21 protein-coding genes are annotated in these 22,312 nt (G+C 62.9%); all 21 read left to right on the top strand.

Annotated features, from left to right (window positions below):
- Positions 1–3: 3 nt before the first annotated feature.
- The 21 genes from hypF to ABH944_RS06980 all read left to right on the top strand — a co-directional run bounded on the left by hypF (position 4) and on the right by ABH944_RS06980 (position 22,308).
- Positions 4–2,427, top strand: a complete 2,424-nt coding sequence (gene hypF, locus ABH944_RS06880; RefSeq protein ID WP_404604888.1) for a carbamoyltransferase HypF — start codon at positions 4–6, stop codon at positions 2,425–2,427.
- Complete coding sequence (locus tag ABH944_RS06885) at positions 2,418–2,747, top strand: HypC/HybG/HupF family hydrogenase formation chaperone (protein WP_404604887.1); 330 nt, start codon at positions 2,418–2,420, stop codon at positions 2,745–2,747. Before hypF ends, ABH944_RS06885 begins: the two co-directional genes overlap by 10 nt.
- Positions 2,740–3,447: a D-sedoheptulose-7-phosphate isomerase gene (locus ABH944_RS06890; RefSeq protein ID WP_404604886.1), complete on the top strand. Its 708-nt coding sequence runs from the start codon at positions 2,740–2,742 to the stop codon at positions 3,445–3,447. Before ABH944_RS06885 ends, ABH944_RS06890 begins: the two co-directional genes overlap by 8 nt.
- Positions 3,444–4,628 (top strand): hydrogenase formation protein HypD, encoded by a 1,185-nt coding sequence (hypD, locus tag ABH944_RS06895; RefSeq protein WP_404604885.1) that lies wholly within the window; start codon positions 3,444–3,446, stop codon positions 4,626–4,628. Before ABH944_RS06890 ends, hypD begins: the two co-directional genes overlap by 4 nt.
- Positions 4,625–5,671, top strand: a complete 1,047-nt coding sequence (hypE, locus tag ABH944_RS06900; RefSeq protein WP_404604883.1) for a hydrogenase expression/formation protein HypE — start codon at positions 4,625–4,627, stop codon at positions 5,669–5,671. Before hypD ends, hypE begins: the two co-directional genes overlap by 4 nt.
- Before the next feature lie 29 nt (positions 5,672–5,700).
- Positions 5,701–6,030, top strand: coding sequence for a hydrogenase maturation nickel metallochaperone HypA (gene hypA / locus ABH944_RS06905; RefSeq protein WP_404604882.1), 330 nt, complete (start codon positions 5,701–5,703; stop codon positions 6,028–6,030).
- A 38-nt stretch (positions 6,031–6,068) separates the two neighbouring features.
- Positions 6,069–7,004, top strand: coding sequence for a hydrogenase nickel incorporation protein HypB (hypB, locus tag ABH944_RS06910; RefSeq protein ID WP_404604881.1), 936 nt, complete (start codon positions 6,069–6,071; stop codon positions 7,002–7,004).
- 23 nt (positions 7,005–7,027) lie between these two features.
- A complete protein-coding gene (locus ABH944_RS06915) occupies positions 7,028–8,086 on the top strand; it encodes a HoxN/HupN/NixA family nickel/cobalt transporter (RefSeq protein ID WP_404604879.1) in 1,059 nt (352 codons plus the stop codon).
- A gap of 152 nt (positions 8,087–8,238) precedes the next feature.
- A complete protein-coding gene (locus ABH944_RS06920; protein ID WP_404604878.1) occupies positions 8,239–9,090 on the top strand; it encodes a polysaccharide deacetylase family protein in 852 nt (283 codons plus the stop codon).
- A gap of 830 nt (positions 9,091–9,920) precedes the next feature.
- Positions 9,921–10,637 (top strand): beta-ketoacyl synthase chain length factor, encoded by a 717-nt coding sequence (locus tag ABH944_RS06925; RefSeq protein ID WP_404604877.1) that lies wholly within the window; start codon positions 9,921–9,923, stop codon positions 10,635–10,637.
- Positions 10,621–11,430 (top strand): lysophospholipid acyltransferase family protein, encoded by an 810-nt coding sequence (locus ABH944_RS06930; RefSeq protein ID WP_404604875.1) that lies wholly within the window; start codon positions 10,621–10,623, stop codon positions 11,428–11,430. Before ABH944_RS06925 ends, ABH944_RS06930 begins: the two co-directional genes overlap by 17 nt.
- Positions 11,405–11,710, top strand: coding sequence for a phosphopantetheine-binding protein (locus ABH944_RS06935; protein ID WP_062090455.1), 306 nt, complete (start codon positions 11,405–11,407; stop codon positions 11,708–11,710). The genes ABH944_RS06930 and ABH944_RS06935 overlap by 26 nt, the downstream gene beginning before the upstream one ends.
- Positions 11,707–11,958, top strand: coding sequence for an acyl carrier protein (locus tag ABH944_RS06940; protein ID WP_031359256.1), 252 nt, complete (start codon positions 11,707–11,709; stop codon positions 11,956–11,958). The genes ABH944_RS06935 and ABH944_RS06940 overlap by 4 nt, the downstream gene beginning before the upstream one ends.
- Positions 11,958–12,632, top strand: a complete 675-nt coding sequence (locus tag ABH944_RS06945) for a COG4648 family protein (RefSeq protein ID WP_404604873.1) — start codon at positions 11,958–11,960, stop codon at positions 12,630–12,632. The genes ABH944_RS06940 and ABH944_RS06945 overlap by 1 nt, the downstream gene beginning before the upstream one ends.
- Positions 12,629–14,317: an ApeI family dehydratase gene (locus ABH944_RS06950; protein WP_404604871.1), complete on the top strand. Its 1,689-nt coding sequence runs from the start codon at positions 12,629–12,631 to the stop codon at positions 14,315–14,317. The genes ABH944_RS06945 and ABH944_RS06950 overlap by 4 nt, the downstream gene beginning before the upstream one ends.
- Positions 14,314–16,059 carry a glycosyltransferase family 2 protein gene (locus ABH944_RS06955; RefSeq protein ID WP_404604869.1) on the top strand — a complete coding sequence of 582 codons (1,746 nt, stop codon included), beginning with the start codon at positions 14,314–14,316 and terminating at the stop codon, positions 16,057–16,059. Before ABH944_RS06950 ends, ABH944_RS06955 begins: the two co-directional genes overlap by 4 nt.
- Positions 16,046–17,653: an HAL/PAL/TAL family ammonia-lyase gene (locus ABH944_RS06960; protein WP_404604867.1), complete on the top strand. Its 1,608-nt coding sequence runs from the start codon at positions 16,046–16,048 to the stop codon at positions 17,651–17,653. Before ABH944_RS06955 ends, ABH944_RS06960 begins: the two co-directional genes overlap by 14 nt.
- Entirely contained in the window at positions 17,646–18,083 is a 438-nt protein-coding gene (locus tag ABH944_RS06965; protein WP_097262832.1) for an acyl-CoA thioesterase, read from the top strand. Before ABH944_RS06960 ends, ABH944_RS06965 begins: the two co-directional genes overlap by 8 nt.
- The gene (locus ABH944_RS06970) at positions 18,071–18,718 is read left to right on the top strand and encodes a LolA family protein (RefSeq protein ID WP_404604866.1); all 648 of its coding nucleotides are present in this window, start codon (positions 18,071–18,073) and stop codon (positions 18,716–18,718) included. The genes ABH944_RS06965 and ABH944_RS06970 overlap by 13 nt, the downstream gene beginning before the upstream one ends.
- Positions 18,719–21,127 (top strand): MMPL family transporter, encoded by a 2,409-nt coding sequence (locus ABH944_RS06975; protein ID WP_404604864.1) that lies wholly within the window; start codon positions 18,719–18,721, stop codon positions 21,125–21,127.
- Complete coding sequence (locus ABH944_RS06980) at positions 21,124–22,308, top strand: beta-ketoacyl-[acyl-carrier-protein] synthase family protein (protein WP_404604863.1); 1,185 nt, start codon at positions 21,124–21,126, stop codon at positions 22,306–22,308. Before ABH944_RS06975 ends, ABH944_RS06980 begins: the two co-directional genes overlap by 4 nt.
- The last annotated feature ends 4 nt before the right edge of the window (positions 22,309–22,312 follow it).

Below are 22,312 nucleotides of genomic sequence, written 5' to 3' on the forward strand. Positions count from 1 at the left end.
GCCATGAGCCTGTGTCCGCCTCCGGTTCGCGGCGAACCGCCCGTGATATTCCGGGCCGGTGAGGTGATTCGTGTGCGTGGACTGGTGCAGGGCGTGGGTTTCAGGCCCACTGTATGGCGTCTTGCCCACGCTTGCGGCATAAGCGGCGATGTAGGCAACGACAGCGAAGGTGTGCTGATCCACGCATGGGCCGGCACAAGTACGCTCAATGATTTTGTCGAGCGCTTGCGCAGCGGTTGTCCGCCGCTTGGGCGTATCGATTTCATCGAACGGCGTGCATTGCATGAGAGGCCGCCGCCTTCGGGCGGGTTCCGGATTGTCGCCAGTACGAGCGGCCGCGCGCATACCGGCGTGGTACCGGACGCGGTGACGTGCCGCGCATGTATCGACGAGACGTTCGACCCGGCGAGCCGTCGTTATGGATATGCGTTCACGAACTGCACGCATTGCGGGCCGCGCTTGTCGATTATCCAGGCGATCCCTTATGACCGTCCGAACACGACAATGGCCGCCTTTGCGCTATGTGCTGCCTGTGCGAGTGAATACGATGATCCGGCCGACCGGCGCTTTCATGCGCAGCCGGTTGCGTGTCCTCATTGCGGGCCACGCCTGTGGCTCGAGCAGGCCGACGGTTCGCTTGCGCAAGGCGATCCGCTGGACACCACACGCCGCTTTATCCGGCGCGGCAACATTGTGGCAATCAAGGGGCTGGGCGGTTTTCAGCTTGCATGCGCCGCGTCAGACCGTGCGGCTGTTGCGAAGCTACGCGCGCTGAAACGTCGCGAGCGCAAGCCGTTCGCGCTGCTGGCGCGCGACGTGGCAATGATCGAACGCTACTGCGTGGTGAGCGCAGCGGACGAGGTTCTACTTGAAAGTCCTGCCGGCCCCATTGTGATCATGCCGATGATGTCGATGACCGGGCGCGGCATGCCCGACCCGTTTCCGGGCGTGGCGCCGGGTATTGCGACATTGGGCTTCATGCTGCCTTCAACCCCGCTGCATCATCTGCTGATGCAATCGCTTGACGGTCCGGTCGTGCTGACCAGCGGCAACCTCGCCGACGAACCGCAGTGCATCGATAACAACGAAGCCCGCCAGCGGCTCGCAGGCATGGCCGACGCGTGGCTGATGCACGATCGCGACATCGCGCGGCGCGTGGACGATTCGGTCGTGCGGGTCATGGGCGGCGCATCTCGGCTGCTGCGCCGCTCGCGCGGTTATGCTCCCGCGCCGTTGCGTTTGCCGCGCGACCTTGCTGCCGCGCCGCCGGTCCTCGCGATGGGCGCACAGCAGAAAAACACTTTCTGCCTGCTACGCGATGGCGAAGCGGTTGTGTCGCATCACATTGGCGAACTGGAGAACGAAGAGACGTATCGCGACTACAGGACATCGCTCGCGCGTTATCAGCATCTGTTCGAACACGATGCCGGGTTCGTCGCAGTCGACCTGCATCCCGAGTATCTGTCGCGCAAGCTCGGTATCGATATTGCGCAGCAGCGGCATTTACCGCTCGCCGAGATCCAGCACCATCACGCACATGTCGCGGCGTGCCTTGCGGAAAACGATGTCGGTCTGGACACGGACGTTCTTGGCATCGCGCTTGACGGGCTCGGCATGGGCCTGGACAACGCGCTATGGGGCGGCGAATTTTTGCTTGGCGGCTTCGTGGATTTCGCGCGTCTTGGAAGTTTTACACCGGTCGCGCTACCCGGAGGCGCCTACGCGATCTATGAGCCGTGGCGCAACACCTACGCGCATTTGTCCGCGAGCCTCGGATGGCGGCGTTTCGCGAAGCAATACGCGAACCTCGACCTCCATCATTTTCTCGCTGACCGTCCGCTGATGCTGCTCGATCAGATGATCGACGACGGGATCAATAGTCCTGTCGCAAGCTCGGCGGGGCGTTTGTTCGATGCGGTCGCCGGGGCGCTCGGCGTGTGCCGCGAACGGGTTCAATACGAAGGGCAGGCGGCGATCGAACTCGAAGCGTTGATCGATACCCGCACGCTACACGAGGAAGACGACGCGCGGGCGTATCCGTTTGACATCGTGGAAAAGGGTACTTTGCTGTTGATCGACCCAAAGCCCATGTGGATAGCGCTGTTCGACGACATGCTGCGCGCCGCCTCCGTGCCGGTAATGTCCGCGCGCTTTCACAAAGGTCTCGCCATGGCGATCGTGCGGATGACCATCCGTCTGCTCGTGCCCACGCAGGTTCGCACTGTCGCACTGTCCGGTGGCGTCATGCAGAACCGCGTGCTGTTCGAACAACTCAACGCACGCCTTGCGGCATGCGGACTTAATGTACTGACACATCGGCAGGTACCGTCCAACGACGGTGGCATTGCGCTGGGGCAAGCGGCAATCACCGCCGCGCGTGCCCTTGCGTCCGCGTTTGTTGAACCACGGAGTACGTCATGTGCCTAGGCATCCCGGGACAGATTGTCGAGATCAGCGACGCGGACAATAACCTCGCATTAGTCGATGTAGGCGGGGTGCAGCGGATCATCAACATCGCGTTCATCATCGATGATGAACGCCCGCCGTCCGCCTGTGTCGGCAACTGGGTGCTGGTGCATGTCGGCTTTGCAATGAGCCGTCTCGACGAAGCTGAAGCCATGCGCACGCTTGCCCTGCTGCGTGAACTCGGCGAGGCGCAGGCGGAGATGGCCGCGATGATGGAAGGGGGTGGTGAACCCCCGCGTCCCGAGTCGTTCAACCACCATGATGGAGCGCGCCATGACTGAGCACACGGCGCTACAGGGCCTGTATCCGTTCCTTCACGGCGGGCATCAGGACGCGGCAAAGCTCGATGCCGCGCTGCTCGAATCGGTCGCGCAGAAGGCGCAGGCAAGCATCGACGCCAAGCGCGCGTTCTTCGCAGATAACGCCGCCGCAGTGGTCGCAGTCGCGCATGCGATTGCCGATGTTTATCGCCATGACGGCAGGCTTTTTTCAATGGGCAACGGCGGTTCGAGTTGCGACGCCGCGCATATCGCGGTGGAGTTCCTGCATCCGGTGACGGCCGGGCGGCCGGCGCTCACCGCGGTCAACCTCGTCGCCGACACCGCGATGATGACGGCCGTGGGCAACGACGTCGGCTTCGCCCATATCTATGTCCGGCAACTGGTGGCGCAGGCACGTCGAGGTGACGGCCTGATCGGGGTGTCGACAAGCGGCAACTCCGACAACCTGCTCGCCGCATTCGCGAAAGCGCGTGAGATGGGCGTGGTGACCATTGGCCTGGCCGGGCACGACGGCGGCAAGATGGGGGCACCCGGTGCGCTCGATCATTGTCTCGTGGTGCCGAGCGACAGCATTCATCGTATCCAGGAAACCCACGTCGCGATTTATCACATCCTGTGGGACCTGGTTCATACGCTGCTCGCCGATGAACGCGGCAGCCTGCATGTCTCTGACACAGCGGCAGCGGAGCGCGTGCCATGAAATACGTCGACGAATTCCGCGATCCCGCCAAGGCGCGAACGCTGACGCTTGCGATCCATCGGCTGGTCGAGCGGATCGTGCGCGACCGTGGCGGCCTTGAACGGCCGTTGCAGATCATGGAAGTCTGCGGCGGTCATACGCATTCCATCTTCAGGTACGGCATTCACCAGATGCTGCCGCCCGAGGTCGAGTTCGTCCATGGCCCGGGTTGTCCGGTCTGCGTGTTGCCGATGGGCCGCGTGGACGACTGCGTGGCGCTCGCCGAGCGGTCCGAAGTGATCTTCACGACCTTCGGCGACGCGATGCGCGTACCCGGTTCGCGCAAGAGCCTGCTGAAAGCGAAGGCCGACGGCGCCGACGTGCGGATGGTGTATTCGCCGCTCGACGCGCTTGCCGTTGCACGTGCGAATCCGCATCGGGAGGTGATCTTCTTCGGGCTGGGTTTTGAAACCACCATGCCAAGCACCGCGATGACCGTGCTGCAGGCTCACGCCCAACGCGTCGATAACTTCTCGCTGTTTTGCAATCACATCACGATCATCCCCACAATCAAGGCCATTCTCGATTCCCCTGATCTGCATCTCGACGGTTTCCTTGGACCCGGACACGTGAGCATGGTGATCGGCACGCGGCCGTACCGGTTCATTGTGGAGCATTACCGGCGGCCAATTACTGTCGCCGGGTTCGAACCGCTCGACGTGCTGCAATCCGTGTGGATGGTGTTGCGGCAGATCGCCGAAGGCCGCTGTGAAGTGGAGAACCAGTACGGCAGGATCGTGCCGGAGGACGGCAATGCGCAGGCGCTGTCGGCGATCGGGCAAGTGTTCGAGTTGCGCGAGTTCTTCGAGTGGCGCGGGCTGGGATCGATCGATCATTCCGGCGTACGGATACGCGAACGCTTCGCCGCTTACGACGCGGAGCGCAAGTTCCCCGTCGCCAACCTGAAGATCGCCGACCCGAAATCCTGCCAGTGCGGCGAGGTGCTCAAGGGCGTGATCAAGCCGCAGCAGTGCAAGGTATTCGGCACCGCCTGCACGCCGGAAACGCCGCTCGGCTCGCTGATGGTATCGAGCGAGGGTGCGTGCGCCGCGCATTATCGTTATGCACGTATCGATACATCGGCGTTGTTCGCACACAAGCGTGTTACGCCGGAAACGGTTCAGCCGGGAGCGGAAGCATGAACGACCGGATCGGCAGGCTACGCGATGTCACGATCAATCTCGCCCACGGCGGAGGCGGCCGTGCGATGCGCGACCTGATCGAGGACGTATTTGTCACCACCTTCGATAACCCCGCGCTTGCCGCGCTCGAAGACCAGGCGGTGTTTCCGCTCGCAGATTTCGTGCGGCTTGGCGACCGGCTTGCGTTCACTACGGATAGCTATGTTGTCGACCCGTTGTTTTTCCCGGGCGGCGACATAGGGACGCTGGCGGTATCGGGCACGGTCAACGACCTTGCCATGTCGGGGGCAAGACCGCTGTTTCTATCGTGCGGAATGGTGATTGAAGAGGGCCTGGCGGTCGATGTTCTGCGCCGCGTGGCGGCAAGCATGCAGCGTGTCGCGGTCGAAGCGGGCGTGTCTGTTGTGACCGGCGACACCAAGGTGGTCGAACGCGGCTGCGCGGACAAGCTGTTCATCAACACAGCGGGCGTGGGGGTTGTGCCGCCCGGCGTGAATATATCGGCGCGGCGTGCGCAGCCAGGCGACGTGGTGATCGTGAACGGCTTTCTGGGTGACCACGGTGCAGCGATCCTGGTCGCGCGAAAACAGCTTGCATTGCAGTCGGATATAGCAAGCGATTGCGCGCCGCTCGGGTCTCTGGTCGCCGCAATGCTGGGTGCATGCAAGGACATCCATTGCATGCGTGACGCAACGCGCGGCGGCGTGGCGACGGTACTGAACGAGTTCGCGGTGTCGTCGGGTGTCGCGATTCGCATCCAGGAAAACGCGCTGCCTATCCGCGAGGAAGTGAAGGGTGCTTGCGAAATCCTTGGGCTTGATCCGCTGTATCTGGCGAACGAAGGCAAGCTGGTTGCGATAGTTCCGGCACACGCCGCGTCAAGCGTACTCGCGGCGATGCATGCGCACCCGGCTGGCACGCGGGCGGCCGTGATCGGTGAGGTCGTTACGCAGCCGGCGGGCATCGTGGTGCTGCATACGGTGTTCGGAGGACAGCGAATCGTCGACATGCTGACGGGCGAGCAGCTGCCGCGTATCTGTTAGCGGGCTTCAGGCATAGGGGACGCAGCATCATGCATGAACTGAGCATTGCGAACAGTGTCGTCGAGCTCTGCGCCGAACGCGCGATGGGCGCTCGGGTGCTGCGCGTGACGCTGGAGATCGGCCGATTGTCGGCGGTGATGCCGGACGCAATCCGTTTTTGCTTCGATGTCTGCGCGAAAGACACCGTGCTTGAAGGCGCAGCGCTGGAGATTGTCGAGACACCGGGTCTGGCGCGCTGCCTGGACTGTGGCGCAAGTGTGGAGATGACCGACCTGCTCGCGCGCTGCGCGTGTGGAAGCGTCAACCTCGAACTGCTGGCCGGCAGCGAGCTGAAGATAAAACAGATGGAGGTGGTTTGATGTGTACCACATGCGGTTGCTCGAAAGGTGCCGGCACGGTGATCACAGACCCTGCGACCGGCGAGCGGATTGAAACACCGGCGGAGGGGGAAAGCGGTGCGGCGCGTGAGCCGGGTTCGTGGCGGCAGGTCGCGGGCGGTGCGGCGGGCGTGAGCGTGGCTGCGCATCTGCATGCGCGCGCGCATCGGCATGTTCATGCAGCTCACGTTCATGAACACAACGGGCACGAGCACGAAGCAGCAGTCGCCGCGGCCATTCACGGCACCACGATCACGCTCGAACAAGACGTGCTCGCGAAGAACCAGTTACTCGCCGAACACAACCGTGGCTGGCTGGCGAGCCGCCATATCACCGCACTGAATCTGGTCAGCTCGCCAGGGGCGGGCAAGACCACGTTGCTCGAGCGCACCATCCGCGATCTCCGGGATCTGCAAAGCGCCCAGACAATCCAGGTCATAGAAGGTGATCAGGCGACGCTCAACGACGCCGAGCGAATTCGCGCGACCGGTTGCCGCGTGGTGCAGATCAACACAGGCACGGGCTGTCATCTGGATGCCGGCATGGTCTCCCGCGCGCTGGCGCAACTGGATCCGCCCTCGCACGCGTGGCTGATGATCGAGAATGTCGGCAATCTCGTGTGCCCCGCGCTATTCGATCTTGGCGAGCGGGCGAAGGTGGTGATCCTCTCGGTGACCGAGGGAGAAGACAAGCCGCTCAAGTATCCGCACATGTTCCGGGCAAGCCGCCTGATGTTGCTGAGCAAGATTGACCTGCTGCCGCACTTGCGCTTCGATCTTGCGCGCTGCATTGCGTATGCCCGGCAGGTGAATCCATCTATCGAAGTCCTGCAGGTGTCGGCGCAAACCGGGCAGGGGATGAAGGCGTGGTATGCGTGGCTGGAAGCGGCTGCCTTGGCTGAGGCCGGCGAAACGGTGCGCCAGGGCGCGAGAGGCGCGGCGGCTGGATCGTATTGAAGGGCAAGAATCCGGGGCTCGTGATGCTTAAGCAAATGTCTCAGCTTTTTAATGACCGCCCAACGGGTCTGCGCCACAAGATCACCGGTATCTACGTGCTGCTGCTCGTGTTCAATGTAGTCGCGTGGGCATGGGCGCTGACGGCTTTTCACGGGCAGCCCGCGCTGCTGGGCACGGCGCTTTTGGCGTACACGTTCGGGCTGCGCCACGCGGTGGACGCGGACCACATTGCCGCTATCGATAACGTCACCCGCAAGCTGCTGCAGATCGGCCGCAGTCCGCTTGGCGCCGGCTTGTTTTTCTCGCTTGGCCACTCGACGGTAGTTGTCGCGCTGACCGTGGGTGTTGCGTTCGCCGCTACCGCACTGACGACGCATTTCGATGACCTGAGAGGTGTCGGCGGTCTGATCGGAACGAGCGTGTCGGCGCTGTTCCTGTTCGTGCTGGCCATCGCGAATCTCGTGGTGCTGGCGTCCGTGATCAGGACATTTCGCGCGGTGCGCCGAGGGGAACCGCTGGTCGAAACCGATCTCGACCTGCTGCTTAACAATCGCGGCTTCCTCTCGCGCTTGCTTCGGCCGTTGTTGAGACTGGTGTCGCGTAGCTGGCATCTTTATCCGGTGGGATTCCTGTTCGGGCTCGGATTCGATACCGCGACCGAGGTTGCGTTGTTTGGCATATCGGCGGCGCAGGCGTCGCATGGCCTGTCGTTCTGGTCGATGCTCGTGTTGCCGGTCCTGTTCACGGCAGGCATGTCGCTGGTCGATACCACCGACGGCATCCTGATGCTCGGTGCGTATCGGTGGGCCTTTGTCCGGCCCATGCGCAAGCTCTACTACAACATGACGATTACGTTCGTTTCAGTGGTGGTCGCGGTGTTGATCGGTGGTATCGAAGTACTGGGTGTGTTCCAGGACAGCTTCGGGCTCAAGGGCCCGTTCCGGGATTCCATCGGCAGCCTCAACGATCATTTCGGATTGTTGGGCTGCATCGTCATAGGCGTATTCATCGTGAGCTGGATCGTCTCCATAGCGATCTACAAGCTGAGGCGCTACGACGATATCGCCGTAAAAACGCTGTGACGCTACTGCCAGGCGCTAGAATTCACGCAAGCGCAACAAGTGCCGATGCCTTCGGCACCCTCTATCGGAAATAGCCAAGCCCGCCCGTCGGGGTATTTTTTTACCAGCGTATAAACCGTTGTAACGTTATTGGAATCAAAGAAGGAACACGCATGCTCAAACTTCATCCGCGACTGCAACTCGATCCGGATGCGGCGTCCGGGCGTCGCTGGCCTGTGACAGGATATCCCCTCGCGCTGAAGCTCACGGCGGCCTGGCATGCCCTTGCGCTGGCGGGCTTTGCCACCGTGCCGGAGATGTGGCCATGGTGGCTGGCCGGCACGGCGGTCAACCACGCGACAGTGACAGCAGCGGGATTATGGCCACGCTCAACGCTGCTCGGCGCCAACTGGACTCGCTTGCCCGCCACCCCGCGCAATGCAAACGCCATCGCGCTCACGCTCGACGACGGTCCTGATCCGCTCGTCACGCCCCGGGTCCTCGACCTCCTCGATGCGCACCAGGTTCGCGCCACCTTTTTCCTGATCGGCGAACGCGCGCGTCAATACCCGGCGTTGACCCGCGAGATCGTCGCGCGAGGGCATGGCGTGGAGAACCACTCGCAGAAGCATGTGCACACATTCTCAGTGACGGGCATGGGCGCGCTAAGCCGGGAGATCGATATGGCGCAACGCACGCTGACTGAACTGACGGGCGAGCGGCCGGCTTTTTTTCGCGCCCCGGCGGGCTTGCGCAATGTGCTGTTGGAGCCAGTCTTGCAAAAGCACGATCTGAGACTGGCCGCCTGGACGCGACGCGGTTTCGATACCCGCGAGCGCAACCCGGAAATCGTCGCACGCCGCCTGTTGTGCGATCTGGCACCGCGCGACATCCTGCTGCTCCACGATGGTGACGCCGCCATGACCGACGACGGTCAACCTGTCTTGCTCTCTGTATTGCCGCGGGTCTTCGATGCCGCCAGGAAGCAGGGGCTGCACTTCATTACCTTACGAGAAGCATTCTGATCTCACCGGCAGTAGCGCGCTCCAAGGCCATCGAGTAAGAGACGTTACGCATTGTACGAAGCCGGGCAATGCGTCGATTAAGTCACGTATTACCGACTTGCGTCTTGCCCGAACACTTGGCATAACGTAATCCTCCGATGCTCTCCGTAAGACTTTGGAAGAAGCGTTGTTCCCGATGAGCGTCGCGATTGCCGGAAACTCCGGGGAGACAGCGCTCACACGCGGCCTGTCGACATGAGTTCCGCAAAAAACGCGCAATGCCGATCCCGCAATCGCGAGGCCACGGGGCTGCTTGCATGGGTCAACTGGACGCCCGATCAACGACTGGTGAAGGGAAGAAAGGACAGCGGGCCATCTTCAATGCAGCCGCCACAACATACATTCGGTAACTTTTTCGACTTGGATAAAAAGGGGGCGAGGGCTAGATTTCCATGGTTGACGCTTGAATTTTTATTGGGGCGTTCATTCAATTATGAATTTCCGTCGTATATGTGAGACTTACCCTGGCGCGAACCGGTTTTCTGGCTGATTTAACAAGCAATTTTCAGTATGATTCGCCCCTCAACGCGGAGCCCTCCAAGTCCGGATTATTCGTTTAACCGCTTCATGTACCGCTTCACGCTTCATGTACCGCTTCATTTACCCCGTCATGCACGCCATATGGCATTAAACAATCGGCACAAACTGCCGTTAGGTCCGTATGGGAATCGGTATATCCGCCGGTCGTCTCTTGACAGCCGTTTGAACGTCGTCTGGCAGGAGCGGGTTTATTCATGTGCGGCAAGCCGATCCTGGTGAGGTGCTGGTGCCTTTCAAATCGTAAACATCGTATGCACGATCTGCGCTGGACCATACCCGTTGCCCGATGGTCCGCCACCGCGGCTGCAGCGACCGCCGACATCAGCTTCATCGAGCCGATGGTACGCCGTCGCCTGAGCAGCCTGTCCCGAAGCGCCCTGAAGGTCGCCCATGACTGCGTGGCCGAGCGGGAGCGCGTGCGAGTGGTGTTCGCATCGCGGCATGGAGAACTGCGGCGCACGACAGAGATCCTGCGCGCCATCAGCACGGGTGAGCCGGTTTCCCCGACTGCTTTCAGCCTGTCCGTCCTCAATGCAATGACCGGCATATTCGGCATTGCCCGCGGCGATCATTCGCCTGCCAGTGCGATTTCCGCCGGGGCGGAAACGCTTGGGTTCGCTTTGCTCGAAGCGCATGCGCAGTTCGAAGCGGACCCGTCGTCCCCCGTGCTGGTGATCTATGCGGACGAGCCGCCCGATGCCGCCTACGGCACGATTGAAGACGAGGTGCAAGGCGGTGCGCTCGCGATCCTGCTGGACACATGCGGTGCCGGACAGCTTGCATGCACAATGTCGGGTACAGGGAGCCTTTGCGGCGCTCCGGAACCGGCATGTGCACCTCCCGCCATTTCTGACTCTTTCCTTACGCAGAGCGAAGCGGTCCAACGCTGTCTCGACACACGGGCGCCCGCCACGTGGCAAAACGCCGGTACTACCTGGCATTGGAGCTGGCATGAACGCGCGGCTTAACTACGGCTGGCGGTGGCTCGCCACGGGCATGAGCTTCGTCGTGTTCGGCGTCTGCGGACTGCTGTTCTCGGTGCTGGTGTTTCCGCTCGCGTGGCTGTGGCCGCATCGCGCGTCGCGTCAGCGTGTGGTCACGACCATCATTCACTGGTTCTTCCGGGCGCTGGTCGCCGTTTTGCAGTGGATCGGCGTGATGGAACTGGAAGTCATGGGAGCGGCCGCCTTGCGCGACGCGGGCCCGGTCATTGTGGTTGCCAATCATCCCACCTACCTCGACGTGGTCGTGCTGCTCGCGCTCACTCCTTCTGCGTGCTGCGTGGTCAAGAACGCGCACTGGGGTAATCCCTGCTTCTGGGGCATCGTGCGCGCGGCCGAATACGTCAGCAACGTCGACCCGGTCGAACTCGTCGAAGCCAGCGCCCGCCAGATTGCGGCGGGCTATACCATGATCATTTTCCCGGAAGGCACGCGTAGTCCCGCGCCGAACCGGTTGCACGCATTCTCGCGGGGTTTTGCGCATATCGCTCTCAAGGCAGGCACGCCGATCCTGCCCGTGCTGATGGACTGCGACCCACCGGCCTTCACCAAGCAGATGCGGTGGTATCACGTGCCGTCGCGGGCGTTCCGCATTCGCGTGAGCGTGCTTGAGCCGGTCGCGGCCGACCAGCTCACGGCGCATGATTCCTCGCATGAAGCTCCTTCTCCGGCCCTTGCCGCGCGCACTTTGACCAGCGCTATTGAGGCACACATTAACCAGCGGCTGTTCGACTATGGATTCTTTGAAACTGGAAATTAAGCAGCTTCTGATCGATGCACTCGATCTGGAAGACCTGAGCCCGGCCGACATCGACGACGATGCGCCGCTGTTCGACACCGATGGCATCGGGCTCGATTCGATCGATGCGCTCGAGATCGGCATCGTGTTGCGCAAGCACTATCAATTGAAGATTGCGGCAAACGACGAACGCACGCGGGAGCACTTCCGTTCAATCAGCACGCTCGCCGCACTGGTCGCCAGCCAGCAAGGCGGGCTGAGCGCCACGAACGATATCGGGGACAAGGGGAGTAAATCGTGACCGAGACAGAGATCCTTGAGCGCATCCGCGCCATCTTCAAAGAGAACTTCGCGATCGAGCCCGATCGCGTGACGCCGCAAGCGCATCTGTACGAGGACCTCGACCTGGATAGCATCGACGCCGTCGATCTCGCTATCAAGCTGCAGGAGATGACCGGACGGCGCATCAAGCCGGAAGAGTTCAAGTCGGTGCGCACGGTCGGCGATGTGATCGGCGCGGTCGAATCGCTGCTGGCGGAACAGGGGTGATGCAAGCGGAGCATTCACGTTCCGGCGAGCAGGGTGCCGCAGGGCTCGGGGCCGAGGGCCCGGGTTTGCATGCGAGGCCCCTTGGCTGGCTGCGAGTGGTTTTGCAGGTTGCGCTGAAGGTCGCTTACCCGTTGATGATCCTGTGCGCCTGGCGCTGGGATTCGCCGCGTTACATTGGCGCTGCGCTATTTGCCTTGCTTTGGCTGCAGCGCTGGGCCGGGACAGGTACGTTCGCCAAGTCGCTGCGCCAGCTTAGCGCGACGGACTGGTGCGTCGTGGGTCTTTTAAGCTGCGCATCGGCGGGGATCGTGTTGTCCGGAAGCGAATTGCTGTTGCATCTGTATCCCTCGTTCGTGAACCTCGGACTGCTGGTCGCGTTCAGCGCGACGCTTGTGCGCGGGCCATCCATGATCGAAAAATTCGCGCGCATGGGTAACCCCGAGCTTGGCGCGCATGCGGTGCGGTACACGCGCCGGGTCACGCAAATGTGGTGCGGGTTCTTCATCCTGAATGGTGCGTTTTCCGCCTATACGGCGTTGTTCTGGACGCCTGCCGCATGGTCGCTTTACAACGGCGCGATCGCGTATGGCCTGATCGGCGTGTTGCTGGTTGGAGAGATCGCCTGGCGCTACGTGGCCGTGCTCCCGCGAGCCGCGCGCTCGGAGGCGGCATGATCGCGTTGCATGAAGTGTTGCTGGGCAAGCGCGATGCCCGCACGCCCGTTTGCCGGGACGGTGCCGACGTACTCGATTTCGCCACGTTCCTTGCACGAGTGCGAACCATCGCAGCGCATTTGAGCAAGCGCCCGGCGCAACGCTATGCGTTGTGCATTGACGATCCGTTCAACTTCGCCTGCGTGCTGTTTGCGTTATTCGCCTGCGGCAAGGAGCCGGTCATTCCAGCGCATGCGGCGCCCGGTTATCTGGCCGATCTCTCGAATGCCTACGATGCTGTCCTGACTGATTCCGACACGCGTGCGCCGGACTCACAGCCAGAGCGCGTCAATCCTTCAGCATCCATCGACCCACACGCGCCGCTCACGCTCTACACCTCCGGCAGTAGCGGCGTCCCGAAGCCGATCCGCAAGACACTCGCGCAATTCAACGCCGAAGTTCATACGCTCGAGGCGCAGTGGGGCACGCTTGTCGGCGACGCGAGCGTGCTCGGCAGCGTCCCTCATCACCATATCTACGGGTTGTTGTTTCGCGTGTTCTGGCCACTCGCAGCCGGGCGCGCGTTCGACCGGGCGCTAAGCATTGACCCGCAACATTTGCAGGAGCGGATCGCACAGTGCGGGCCGGGATCCGCGGTCGTGGTGTCCACGCCGGCGCAACTATCTCGCTGGCCTGAACTCGATGGCTTCGCCAGTCTGAGCCCGGCACCCCGCGTGTTTTTTTCATCGGGCGGTCCGCTTGCGGCAGACACGGCAAGCAAATATGCCGCCGCCTTCGGCGCGGCGCCCATCGAGATCTATGGCAGCACCGAGACGGGCGGTATTGCATGGCGCCGGCAGGATCAGACGGATGCATGGCAAGCGCTGAACGGTATCGAAGTTCATCGTGATGACGACGGTGCGCTCAACCTGCGTTCACCGCACCTGGGCCATGACGACTGGCATCGTACCGACGACACCATCGCGTTCGACCCGGACGGCCGCTTTCGTCTGCAGGGCCGCCTCGACCGCGTGATCAAGCTCGATGGCAAGCGCGTGTCGCTGCCCGAACTCGAAGCCCGCCTCGGACTGCATCCGTATGTGGCGCAGGCGGCGGTTGTGTCGCTTGAAGGAATGTCGCGCGAGCGTGTCGGCGCGGTGGTGGCGCTGACCGAAGCCGGCAGTGAAGCATTCCTGGAACGAGGGCGGGTGGCGCTCGCCAAGATCCTGCGTCGTCACCTTGCGGCGTATTTCGATATCGTCGTGCTGCCGCGTTCCTGGCGCTTCCGTTTTGCGCTTCCGTTCGATGCCCGCGGCAAGTTGCCGGCGGCCGCTGTTGCCGGTGCATTCAATGCGCGTGCGGACGGCGTGGAAGTGCTCTCCGAAGTTCGCAGCGAAACCGCGCTGCACTACGAACTTCGCGTGCCGCCGACGCTCGTGCATTTCGCCGGCCACTTCCCCGGCCTGCCGATCCTGCCAGGGGTCGTACAGATCGACTGGGCCATACGATTGGCGGCCGAGCAAGTGCCGGGCGTGTGCGCGCTGGCATCGATCGACCAATTGAAATTCAAGGCTCCCGTGCCGCCGGGCGCGCTGCTTGATCTCACGTTGACGCACGACGCGTCGCGTCACCGCGTGCAGTTTGCGTATCGGCTGGGGCGCCGCGACTGTACCTCGGGTGTCATTGTTTATCGGGGGACCGCATGAGCCTCGTGTCGTCCAACCGGCCGTGCATCATCATCCCGATCTATAACCATAAGGACGCGATCAGCGCGACCGTCGCGAATCTCAGCGTGCATGGGTTGCCGTTTTTTATCGTCGATGACGGCAGCGACCAGGCCACCCAGGACGTGCTCGCCTCGCTTCGCGGGCAGTACGCGGACACGCTTACATTGATCCGGCTGCCCCTCAACGCCGGCAAGGGCGCGGCGGTGATGGCGGGCCTGCGGGCCGCGCGGAAGGCGGGTTTCACGCATGGCTTGCAGATCGACGCGGACGGACAGCATGATTCTGCCGATCTGCCTCGCTTCATCGAAGCCGCGCGTGCGGAGCCGGGCGCGGTGATCCTCGGTCGCCCTGTCTACGACGAATCCGTACCGAAGGCGCGCCTCTACGGCCGTTATCTGACGCATGTGTGGGTGTGGATCGAAACCCTCTCGTTCACGATCCGCGATTCGATGTGCGGTTTTCGCCTGTATCCGCTTGACGTCGTATGCACGCTGATCGACGAGGTCCGGTTACCCACACGCATGGATTTCGACATCGAGATAGTGGTGCGGCTGTACTGGCGCCGAGCGACGTTCCGTTCGATCCCGACGCGCGTTACCTATGCAAGCGATGGCGTCTCGCACTTCGACGTGCTGTGGGACAACGTGCGCATCAGCCGTACTCATACGCGGCTTGTCGCGGGCATGCTGGTGCGGCTGCCAATGCTGCTTGCACACAAGTTGATGCCGCGCGCGCCGGCCGCATCATCGAATGAAAACGAGCAGCACTGGTGGCATATCGCGGAACGCGGCAGTCATCTCGGCATGTCTTTGCTCGCGCTTAGCTGCCGTCTCTTCGGCACGCGTTTCACAGCGCTGTGGTTGCATCCGGTCGTCGCGTATTTCCTGCTGACGGGGAGCCGCGCTCGCGCTGCGTCACGCAGCTACTTCATGCATCTTCAGCAAGCCGCCCCGCAGGATGGAACGCCCCGGCCCGGGTGGTGCTCCGCGTATAAACATATGCTGGCCTTCGCGCGATCCGGCTTCGATAAACTTGCTGCATGGTCGGGTCGCGTCAGCCTGGACGACGTGAAGTTCGAGGACCCGGCCGCGTTCGAAGCGTTGAGCGCGAGCGGCCGCGGCGCACTCGTGATCGGCGCTCACCTCGGCAACCTCGAGATGACCCGGGCGCTTGCCACGCGCGGTGCGCGTGCGAAGATCACCGCGGTTGTCTACACGGAACAGGCGCGCCGTTTCAACAGCGTGCTGGCATCGGCGAATAGCGATTTCGCGCAACGTCTTGTCGAAGTCAGCGACTTCGGCCCCGAGACGGCGATGATGATGCAGGATCGGGTGGAGGCAGGCGAGCTGCTGGTGATCGTCGGCGACCGCGTTCCCGCGCGTGATTCCGGCCGCACGACCGAGGCGCAGTTTCTTGGTTCGACAGCGGCGTTTGCGCAGGGCCCTTATGTGCTCGCCCATGCGCTCGGTTGCCCCGTGTACCTGTTTTTCTGCCTCAAGGAAGAGCAGGGATACAGGCTCTACTTCGAGCCGTTCGCGGAGCGCATCGAGTTGCCGCGCCGGGAGCGTGCGCAGCATCTCGCCGCGTGGGCACAGCGTTACGCGTCGCGTCTCGAACACTATTGCCGCAAGGCGCCTTATCAATGGTTCAATTTCTTCGATTTCTGGGCGCGTCCCAATGGCAATGCTGATGGCACTGGAGGCGCGAATGGCCGAACATGATCCGGGCGGCAGGATGGGCGGCATGGACGGGTTGGCGTTCACCGCCGAAGAAGCCATCGTCATCGGTGGCAGGCGGCTGACAATTGAGGAGGTCGTATCGATCGCGCATCGGCGCACGCCGGTAGCGTTGAGTGGCGATCCGGCGTGGCGCGCACGCATTGAACGCGGCGCCGATTTCCTGCGCCGCCATCTTTTGCAGGGCGCAACCGTCTATGGCGTCAACACCGGTTACGGCGACTCATGCGTGGTCGATGTACCCATGGATCTGGTCGAAGTCCTGCCCCTGCAATTGCTGCGTTATCACGGCTGCGGGATGGGCCAGCATCTCGACGACGCGCAGACGCTTGCCGTCATCGCCGCGCGGCTCAATTCGCTGGCGTACGGATTCTCGGGCGTACGCCACGTGCTGCTTGAACGGCTTGCCGACCTGATCAATCACCGCGTGCTGCCGCGGATTCCATCGGAGGGATCGGTGGGGGCGAGCGGTGACCTGACGCCCTTGTCCTACGTGGCGGCCGCGCTGGTTGGCGAACGCGACGTGCGGTTCCGCGACGAGTTATGCGATGCCCGCAGCGTCTGGGCCAGGCTTGGTCACACACCGCTCACGCTCGCGCCGAAGGAAGGGCTTGCGTTGATGAACGGCACGGCCGTCATGACAGGCCTCGCATGCCTCGCGTTCGCCCGGGCCGGTCATCTGACGCGGCTCGCCGCACGCCTGACCGCGTTGTCCACCGTCGCGCTCGATGGCCGCGCCGCGCACTTCGACCCCATGCTGTTCGAAGTCAAGCCACATGCAGGGCAGGCCGAAGCCGCGGCATGGATTCGCGAGGATCTTGCCGGCCGCGAGGACACGCCGGGGCATCGCCTGCAGGATCGCTATTCGATCCGCTGCGCGCCGCACGTGATCGGTGTTGCGCGCGATGCGCTGTCATGGGTGCGTCGCGATGTCGAGAACGAGTTGAACAGCGCCAACGACAATCCGCTGATCGATCCCGATGGTGAACGCGTGCTGCACGGCGGCAACTTCTACGGCGGCCATATTGCCTTCGCGATGGACGCGCTGAAAGTGGCGGTCGCGAATCTTGCCGATTTGATGGACCGCCAACTGGCGCTGCTCGTCGACGATAAATTCAGCAACGGCCTGCCGCGCAGCTTGTCGGGCGCGGCGCCTGAGCGGGCGTCGATCAATCATGGCTTCAAGGCGGTGCAGATATCGTCGTCGGCATGGACGGCGGAAGCGCTCAAGCTGACCATGCCTGCCAGCGTGTTCTCGCGCTCGACCGAAGCGCATAACCAGGACAAGGTCAGCATGGGCACGATCGCCGCGCGTGATTGCCTGCGGATCCTGGAGTTGACCGAGCAAGTCGCCGCGGCCCATACGCTTGCTGCCGTGCAGGCTGCGCGCTTGCGTCTGCGTTTGAACAATACGACACCCATCCCCCCGCCGTTGGAGTCGTTCATGGAGAGCGTGACAGCGGGGTCCCCTTTCGTCGATGAAGACCGCGCGCTCGAAAGCGACCTGCGCGCGTTGACTGCGCGGATCGCGGCGTGTGACCTGGTCGCGGGTTATGGTGGAAAGGATCAGCATGAGTGAAACCGCGGTCCCCAGGGTTTTGACGGCGAGCGCGGCAGTCGAGGTGCCGTTCCACGACGTCGACGCCATGAACGTCTGCTGGCATGGCCACTACCTGAAGTACTTCGAGATCGGCCGGGCGGCGTTGCTGCGTTTGTTCGACTACGACTATCGCGAGATGCAGGCGTCGGGTTATCTCTGGCCCATCGTCGAAGTGCATCTCAAGTACGTGCGCCCCGCGACCTACGGACAGCAGATCGAGGTGCGCGCGCAATTGCTGGAATACGAAAACCGCCTGAAGATCGGCTATGAGATCGTCGATGCCGCTTCGGGCGAGCGGCTGACGAAGGGCTATACGATTCAGGTTGCCATCCATGCCGCGACGCAGGAATTGCAGTTCGTGTCGCCGCCCGTGATGATCGAGAAACTGGAGCGCGCATGGGCACGTTGAACTGGCGCAATGCGGTTGCCGTTTTGTTCATCGCGTGTTGCGTGCCGGCGTTTGCGGCGCAGCCTGCATCGGCGAGCAATACGGGTCTGGTTTCGCAGATAGCAGGACATCTCGCGCAGGTGAAGGGCGTTCGCGCGCAGTTCACGCAAACCCAAACGCTGTCCGCGATGAAACAGCCGCTGGTCAGCACGGGTTCACTGGTTTTTTTCCGCGAACGAGGCGTGATCTGGCGGATCGATACCCCGTACAAGGCAACCTACGTCATCACCGATACCGGCGTGAGCGAAGTCAACGTGAACGGCCAGCGCACGAGCTCGAGTAGCGACAACGGCGTGCGCGGCGTCGCACAGGTTTCCCGGATGATGCGCGAGATGCTGGGTGGCGATCTCTCGGCGCTCTATGCACAGTTCGACGTGCGCGCGGACGGCACACCCGCGCAATGGCGCATGCAGCTGACGCCCAATCAACCGCAACTCGCCCAATCGATCAAGGGCCTTGAGATGAGCGGTGGAGACTACTTGCAGGCGCTGCGCATTACGCTCGCCAATGGCGACGTCACGCGCATCGACTTTGCGAACAGCGCGGCGATAGGTGATTTGCCGCCGGCCGATCGCACGCTGCTCGGAGCGCCGTAAATGCAGGTTCCGCAATCACAGGCCGCAAAACCGGCGTGGGGCATGCGCGCCGGCTGGTTGCTGCTCGCGCTCGCCGCAGCGCTTTATTGCGTGTGGCGATTTGCGGGGCCGTCACCGCTGCAGACGAACCTGCTCGCGCTGCTACCCGCGACGGAAGCGGATCCGGTCGCTGAAAAAGCCGTTGATACCCTCGCGACCGCGCTGGGTGATCGTACGGTTTTCCTTGTGACGAGCAATGACGCAGCGCATGCCAAGGCTGCGGCGAAAGAACTTGGCGCGACGTTGTCGGCAAGCAAAGCGTTCGGCTCGGTGACCGCGGAGCTGCCGCCATTCGATCTCTCGAAGATTGCCGGGTTGTACATGCCGTATCGATTCGGTTTGCTCGCATCCGCCGATCGCACCGCGCTTGCAGACGGCACGGTCTCCTTGCACGACACGCTCGCGCGACGCCTCTATAGCCCGCTGCGCAGCGGCCTCGCGACCCAGCTTGCGGACGATCCGTTCGGCTGGCTCGAACACTGGCTTGCGGGCTTGCCGCTGGCGACGTCGAACCTGGAGGTTGAAGACGGTTTGCTGGTGGCGCATCAAGGCAATTCGACCAGCGTTCTGGTGATGGCGACGCTGCCGGGTTCGGCGTATGAATCGAAAGTCCAGCATGCGGTCCACGAAGCCGTGGCGCACGGCGAAGCGGCCCTCAGGCAAAGTTTCCCCGATGTGAGCCTGGCTCGCACCGGCGCTGTTTTCTACGCGGAGGCGGCACGTGCCGCCTCGGAGCGCGAAGTGCATCAGATTGGTGTCGCGTCGCTCTGCGGGATTGCGTTGCTGATGTTGTGGGTGTTCCGTTCGCCGCGGCTGATCCTGCTCGGCTTCGTTTCAACAGCGCTCGGCATTGTCTGCGCGCTCGCTGCCACCATGCTGATATTCGGCAAGCTGCATCTGCTGACGCTCGTATTCGGCGCGAGCCTGATCGGCGAGGCAGTCGACTATTCCATTCAGTATTTTGTTGTCTACCTCGGTGCCGGGCGTGACTGGGATGCGCAGCGCGGCGTGCGCGCCGTGCGGCCCGCGCTGACGGTCGCGCTGGCGACAAGCCTGTTGGGTTATGCCATTCTCACGTGGGTGCCATTTCCCGCGCTCAAGCAGATCGCCTGTTTTGCGATCGTGGGTATCTGCACGGCGTTTGCGTCGGTGCTGTGGTTATTGCCGGTGTTGCTGGTCCGCGCGCCCAAGCGCCGTCCGCAGCGCGTATTCGCCGGGGCGGCACGTCTGCTTGGCGCATGGCGTGCAGTGATCGGCGGACGACGGGCGTGGGGCGTGGCGGCTCTTCTGCTGGTTGTTGCCGTGCCGGGCTGGCTGCGGATCACGAGCGACGACGACATCCATCTGCTGATCCAGCGCGACCCCGTGCTTTTGGCCCAGGAGCAAACGGTCCGCGACGCGGTCGGCTTCGACAACAGCACGCAGTTCTTCGTCGTGCGTGGCGGTACGCCGGAGATTGTGCTGGAGCGCGCTGAAGCGCTGGGCGCAAAGCTCGACGCTTTGACGGGCGCGGCGAAGCTGAGCAGCTGGCAGTCCATAACGTCGTTCGTCCCGTCGGCGAAGCGGCAGGACGAGGACCATACCCTGCTCGGTCAACGTGTATTCAATGATCCGTCCGCGTTACGCGCAACACTTCTTCAAGCCGGTTTCCGCGATGAAATCGCTGACGCGTGGCTCGCGGCCTACGCGAAGTCGGACCATGCGGTATTGAGCGTCGATAGCTGGCTTGCGGCGCCGTGGTCACAACCGTTCCGTCATCTGTGGCTTGGCAGAGTCGACGCGGCATCAGCGTCAGGCGGTTATGCCGCCGTCGTGATCCCGCAAGGCGTGACGCCGGCGAACGAGCCTGTGCTGATCTCCACGGCGCACGCATTGCCGGGCGTAAGCTTTGTCGATAAAGCCGCGAGCGTGTCGACGCTGTTCGGTGCTTATCGTGTCGATAGCGGCATCTGGCTGGCTGGCGCGCTGCTAAGCGTGCTCTTGCTGATGATGGTGCGCTACCGGCCGCCAGGCGGCATTGTCGTCACGCTGCCGGTGTTGCTGGCGGTGGGCGTGACGCTCGCCGTGTTTGGCTATGCGGGCGTGCCGCTGAATCTGTTCAACTGGCTGGCACTGATGCTCGTGCTCGGTGTGGGCGCAAACTATGCTGTATTCCTGCGCGAGGGCGCCGCACGCGCGGACGCCGATCTCGGCGCGGTATGGACGGGCGTGTTGCTGTCGGCGGCAACGACCCTGCTTTCCTTCGGCCTGCTCGCCATGAGCGCGATGCCTGCGCTGAGGAGTTTCGGCGCGACGCTTGGGACTGGCATCGCGGTGTCGGTGCTGCTTGCGCCGATCGGCATGCCACCGGAACGAAGGAGGGCCGCATGAACGGGCCACGGGTTTATCTGCATGCGCTGGGGTTGATCAACGCGCTCGGCGACAGTGTGGACTCGATCGTGCCGGCGCTGGCGGCCGGCGTTTCCCCCGGCATGGGGAAGATCCATACCGGCATCGGCGATACGTTTGCCGGCAGTGTTACCGTGCCGCTCGATCTCGCGCCTCCGGACTCGTTGGCGCGTTACGACTGCCGCAATAACCGCCTGCTGCTCGCCGCGCTTGCGCAGATTGCGCCGGCGGTAGAGGCCGCGCGCGAACGTTACGGTGCCCATAGGGTTGGCGTGGTGCTTGGCACGAGCACATCGGGCATTGAAGCGGCCGAGGCCGCGTTCGTGTATCAGGCGCAGGCAGGCAGGTTGCCGGTGAACTTCGACTACCGGCAAGTCGAAATTGGTACGGTGGCGCCGTTCGCCGCCGCAGCGCTCGAGCTCCATGGCCCGGCATTCACGATCTCGACCGCGTGCACATCGAGCGCCAAGGCGTTCGTCTCCGCGCTTCGGTTACTCCGGTTGCGTCTCTGCGATGCGGTCGTGGTCGGCGGTGTGGATTCACTATGTGAACTGACCGTGCAGGGTTTTGCGTCGCTCGAATCGACCAGTGCGGCCCGCTCTAATCCGATGAGCCGCAATCGCTGCGGAATTAACGTGGGCGAGGGCGCGGCCGTATTCCTGATGAGCCGCGACGAAGGCCCGGTATTTCTTGCGGGCATCGGCGAATCAAGCGATGCGCATCACATTTCCGCACCCGATCCACTAGGTACGGGAGGTGAAATTGCATTGCGCGCGGCCCTGGCGGATGCCGGCCTTGCGCCTGCCGACATTGCTTATGTGAACCTGCATGCAACGGCGACGCGCAAGAACGACGACATGGAAGCACACCTGATGGCACGGGTGTTCAAGGGCGGCGTCGCGGCCAGTGGTACCAAGCCGTTGACCGGGCATCAACTTGGCGCAGCGGGCGCGACCGAGCTCGGGTTCGCGTGGCTCACACTGGCACGCGATGGTGCCGCTCTGCCGCGTCATCTGTGGGATGGCGAGGCCGACCCTGCGTTGCCGCCGCTTGATCTGGTCGAAAGCGAGCGTTACCTGCCGCGCATGGCGGGCACGCAGTATGTGATGAGCAATTCGTTTGCGTTCGGCGGCAGCAACGTCAGCCTGATCCTCGGCCGGTGATGAC

Source organism: Caballeronia udeis (assembly GCF_044909315.1).
GTDB lineage: Bacteria > Pseudomonadota > Gammaproteobacteria > Burkholderiales > Burkholderiaceae > Caballeronia > Caballeronia udeis_A.

What these genes read in the sequence shown, in the direction of transcription:
- hypF (WP_404604888.1), top strand. Translation starts at nt 4, where the DNA reads ATGAGCCTGTGTCCGCCTCCGGTTCGCGGCGAACCGCCCGTGATATTC.
- ABH944_RS06885 (WP_404604887.1), top strand. Translation starts at nt 2,418, where the DNA reads ATGTGCCTAGGCATCCCGGGACAGATTGTCGAGATCAGCGACGCGGAC.
- ABH944_RS06890 (WP_404604886.1), top strand. Translation starts at nt 2,740, where the DNA reads ATGACTGAGCACACGGCGCTACAGGGCCTGTATCCGTTCCTTCACGGC.
- hypD (WP_404604885.1), top strand. Translation starts at nt 3,444, where the DNA reads ATGAAATACGTCGACGAATTCCGCGATCCCGCCAAGGCGCGAACGCTG.
- hypE (WP_404604883.1), top strand. Translation starts at nt 4,625, where the DNA reads ATGAACGACCGGATCGGCAGGCTACGCGATGTCACGATCAATCTCGCC.
- hypA (WP_404604882.1), top strand. Translation starts at nt 5,701, where the DNA reads ATGCATGAACTGAGCATTGCGAACAGTGTCGTCGAGCTCTGCGCCGAA.
- ABH944_RS06915 (WP_404604879.1), top strand. Translation starts at nt 7,028, where the DNA reads ATGCTTAAGCAAATGTCTCAGCTTTTTAATGACCGCCCAACGGGTCTG.
- ABH944_RS06920 (WP_404604878.1), top strand. Translation starts at nt 8,239, where the DNA reads ATGCTCAAACTTCATCCGCGACTGCAACTCGATCCGGATGCGGCGTCC.
- ABH944_RS06925 (WP_404604877.1), top strand. Translation starts at nt 9,921, where the DNA reads ATGCACGATCTGCGCTGGACCATACCCGTTGCCCGATGGTCCGCCACC.
- ABH944_RS06930 (WP_404604875.1), top strand. Translation starts at nt 10,621, where the DNA reads ATGAACGCGCGGCTTAACTACGGCTGGCGGTGGCTCGCCACGGGCATG.
- ABH944_RS06935 (WP_062090455.1), top strand. Translation starts at nt 11,405, where the DNA reads ATGGATTCTTTGAAACTGGAAATTAAGCAGCTTCTGATCGATGCACTC.
- ABH944_RS06945 (WP_404604873.1), top strand. Translation starts at nt 11,958, where the DNA reads ATGCAAGCGGAGCATTCACGTTCCGGCGAGCAGGGTGCCGCAGGGCTC.
- ABH944_RS06950 (WP_404604871.1), top strand. Translation starts at nt 12,629, where the DNA reads ATGATCGCGTTGCATGAAGTGTTGCTGGGCAAGCGCGATGCCCGCACG.
- ABH944_RS06955 (WP_404604869.1), top strand. Translation starts at nt 14,314, where the DNA reads ATGAGCCTCGTGTCGTCCAACCGGCCGTGCATCATCATCCCGATCTAT.
- ABH944_RS06960 (WP_404604867.1), top strand. Translation starts at nt 16,046, where the DNA reads ATGGCCGAACATGATCCGGGCGGCAGGATGGGCGGCATGGACGGGTTG.
- ABH944_RS06965 (WP_097262832.1), top strand. Translation starts at nt 17,646, where the DNA reads ATGAGTGAAACCGCGGTCCCCAGGGTTTTGACGGCGAGCGCGGCAGTC.
- ABH944_RS06970 (WP_404604866.1), top strand. Translation starts at nt 18,071, where the DNA reads ATGGGCACGTTGAACTGGCGCAATGCGGTTGCCGTTTTGTTCATCGCG.
- ABH944_RS06975 (WP_404604864.1), top strand. Translation starts at nt 18,719, where the DNA reads ATGCAGGTTCCGCAATCACAGGCCGCAAAACCGGCGTGGGGCATGCGC.
- ABH944_RS06980 (WP_404604863.1), top strand. Translation starts at nt 21,124, where the DNA reads ATGAACGGGCCACGGGTTTATCTGCATGCGCTGGGGTTGATCAACGCG.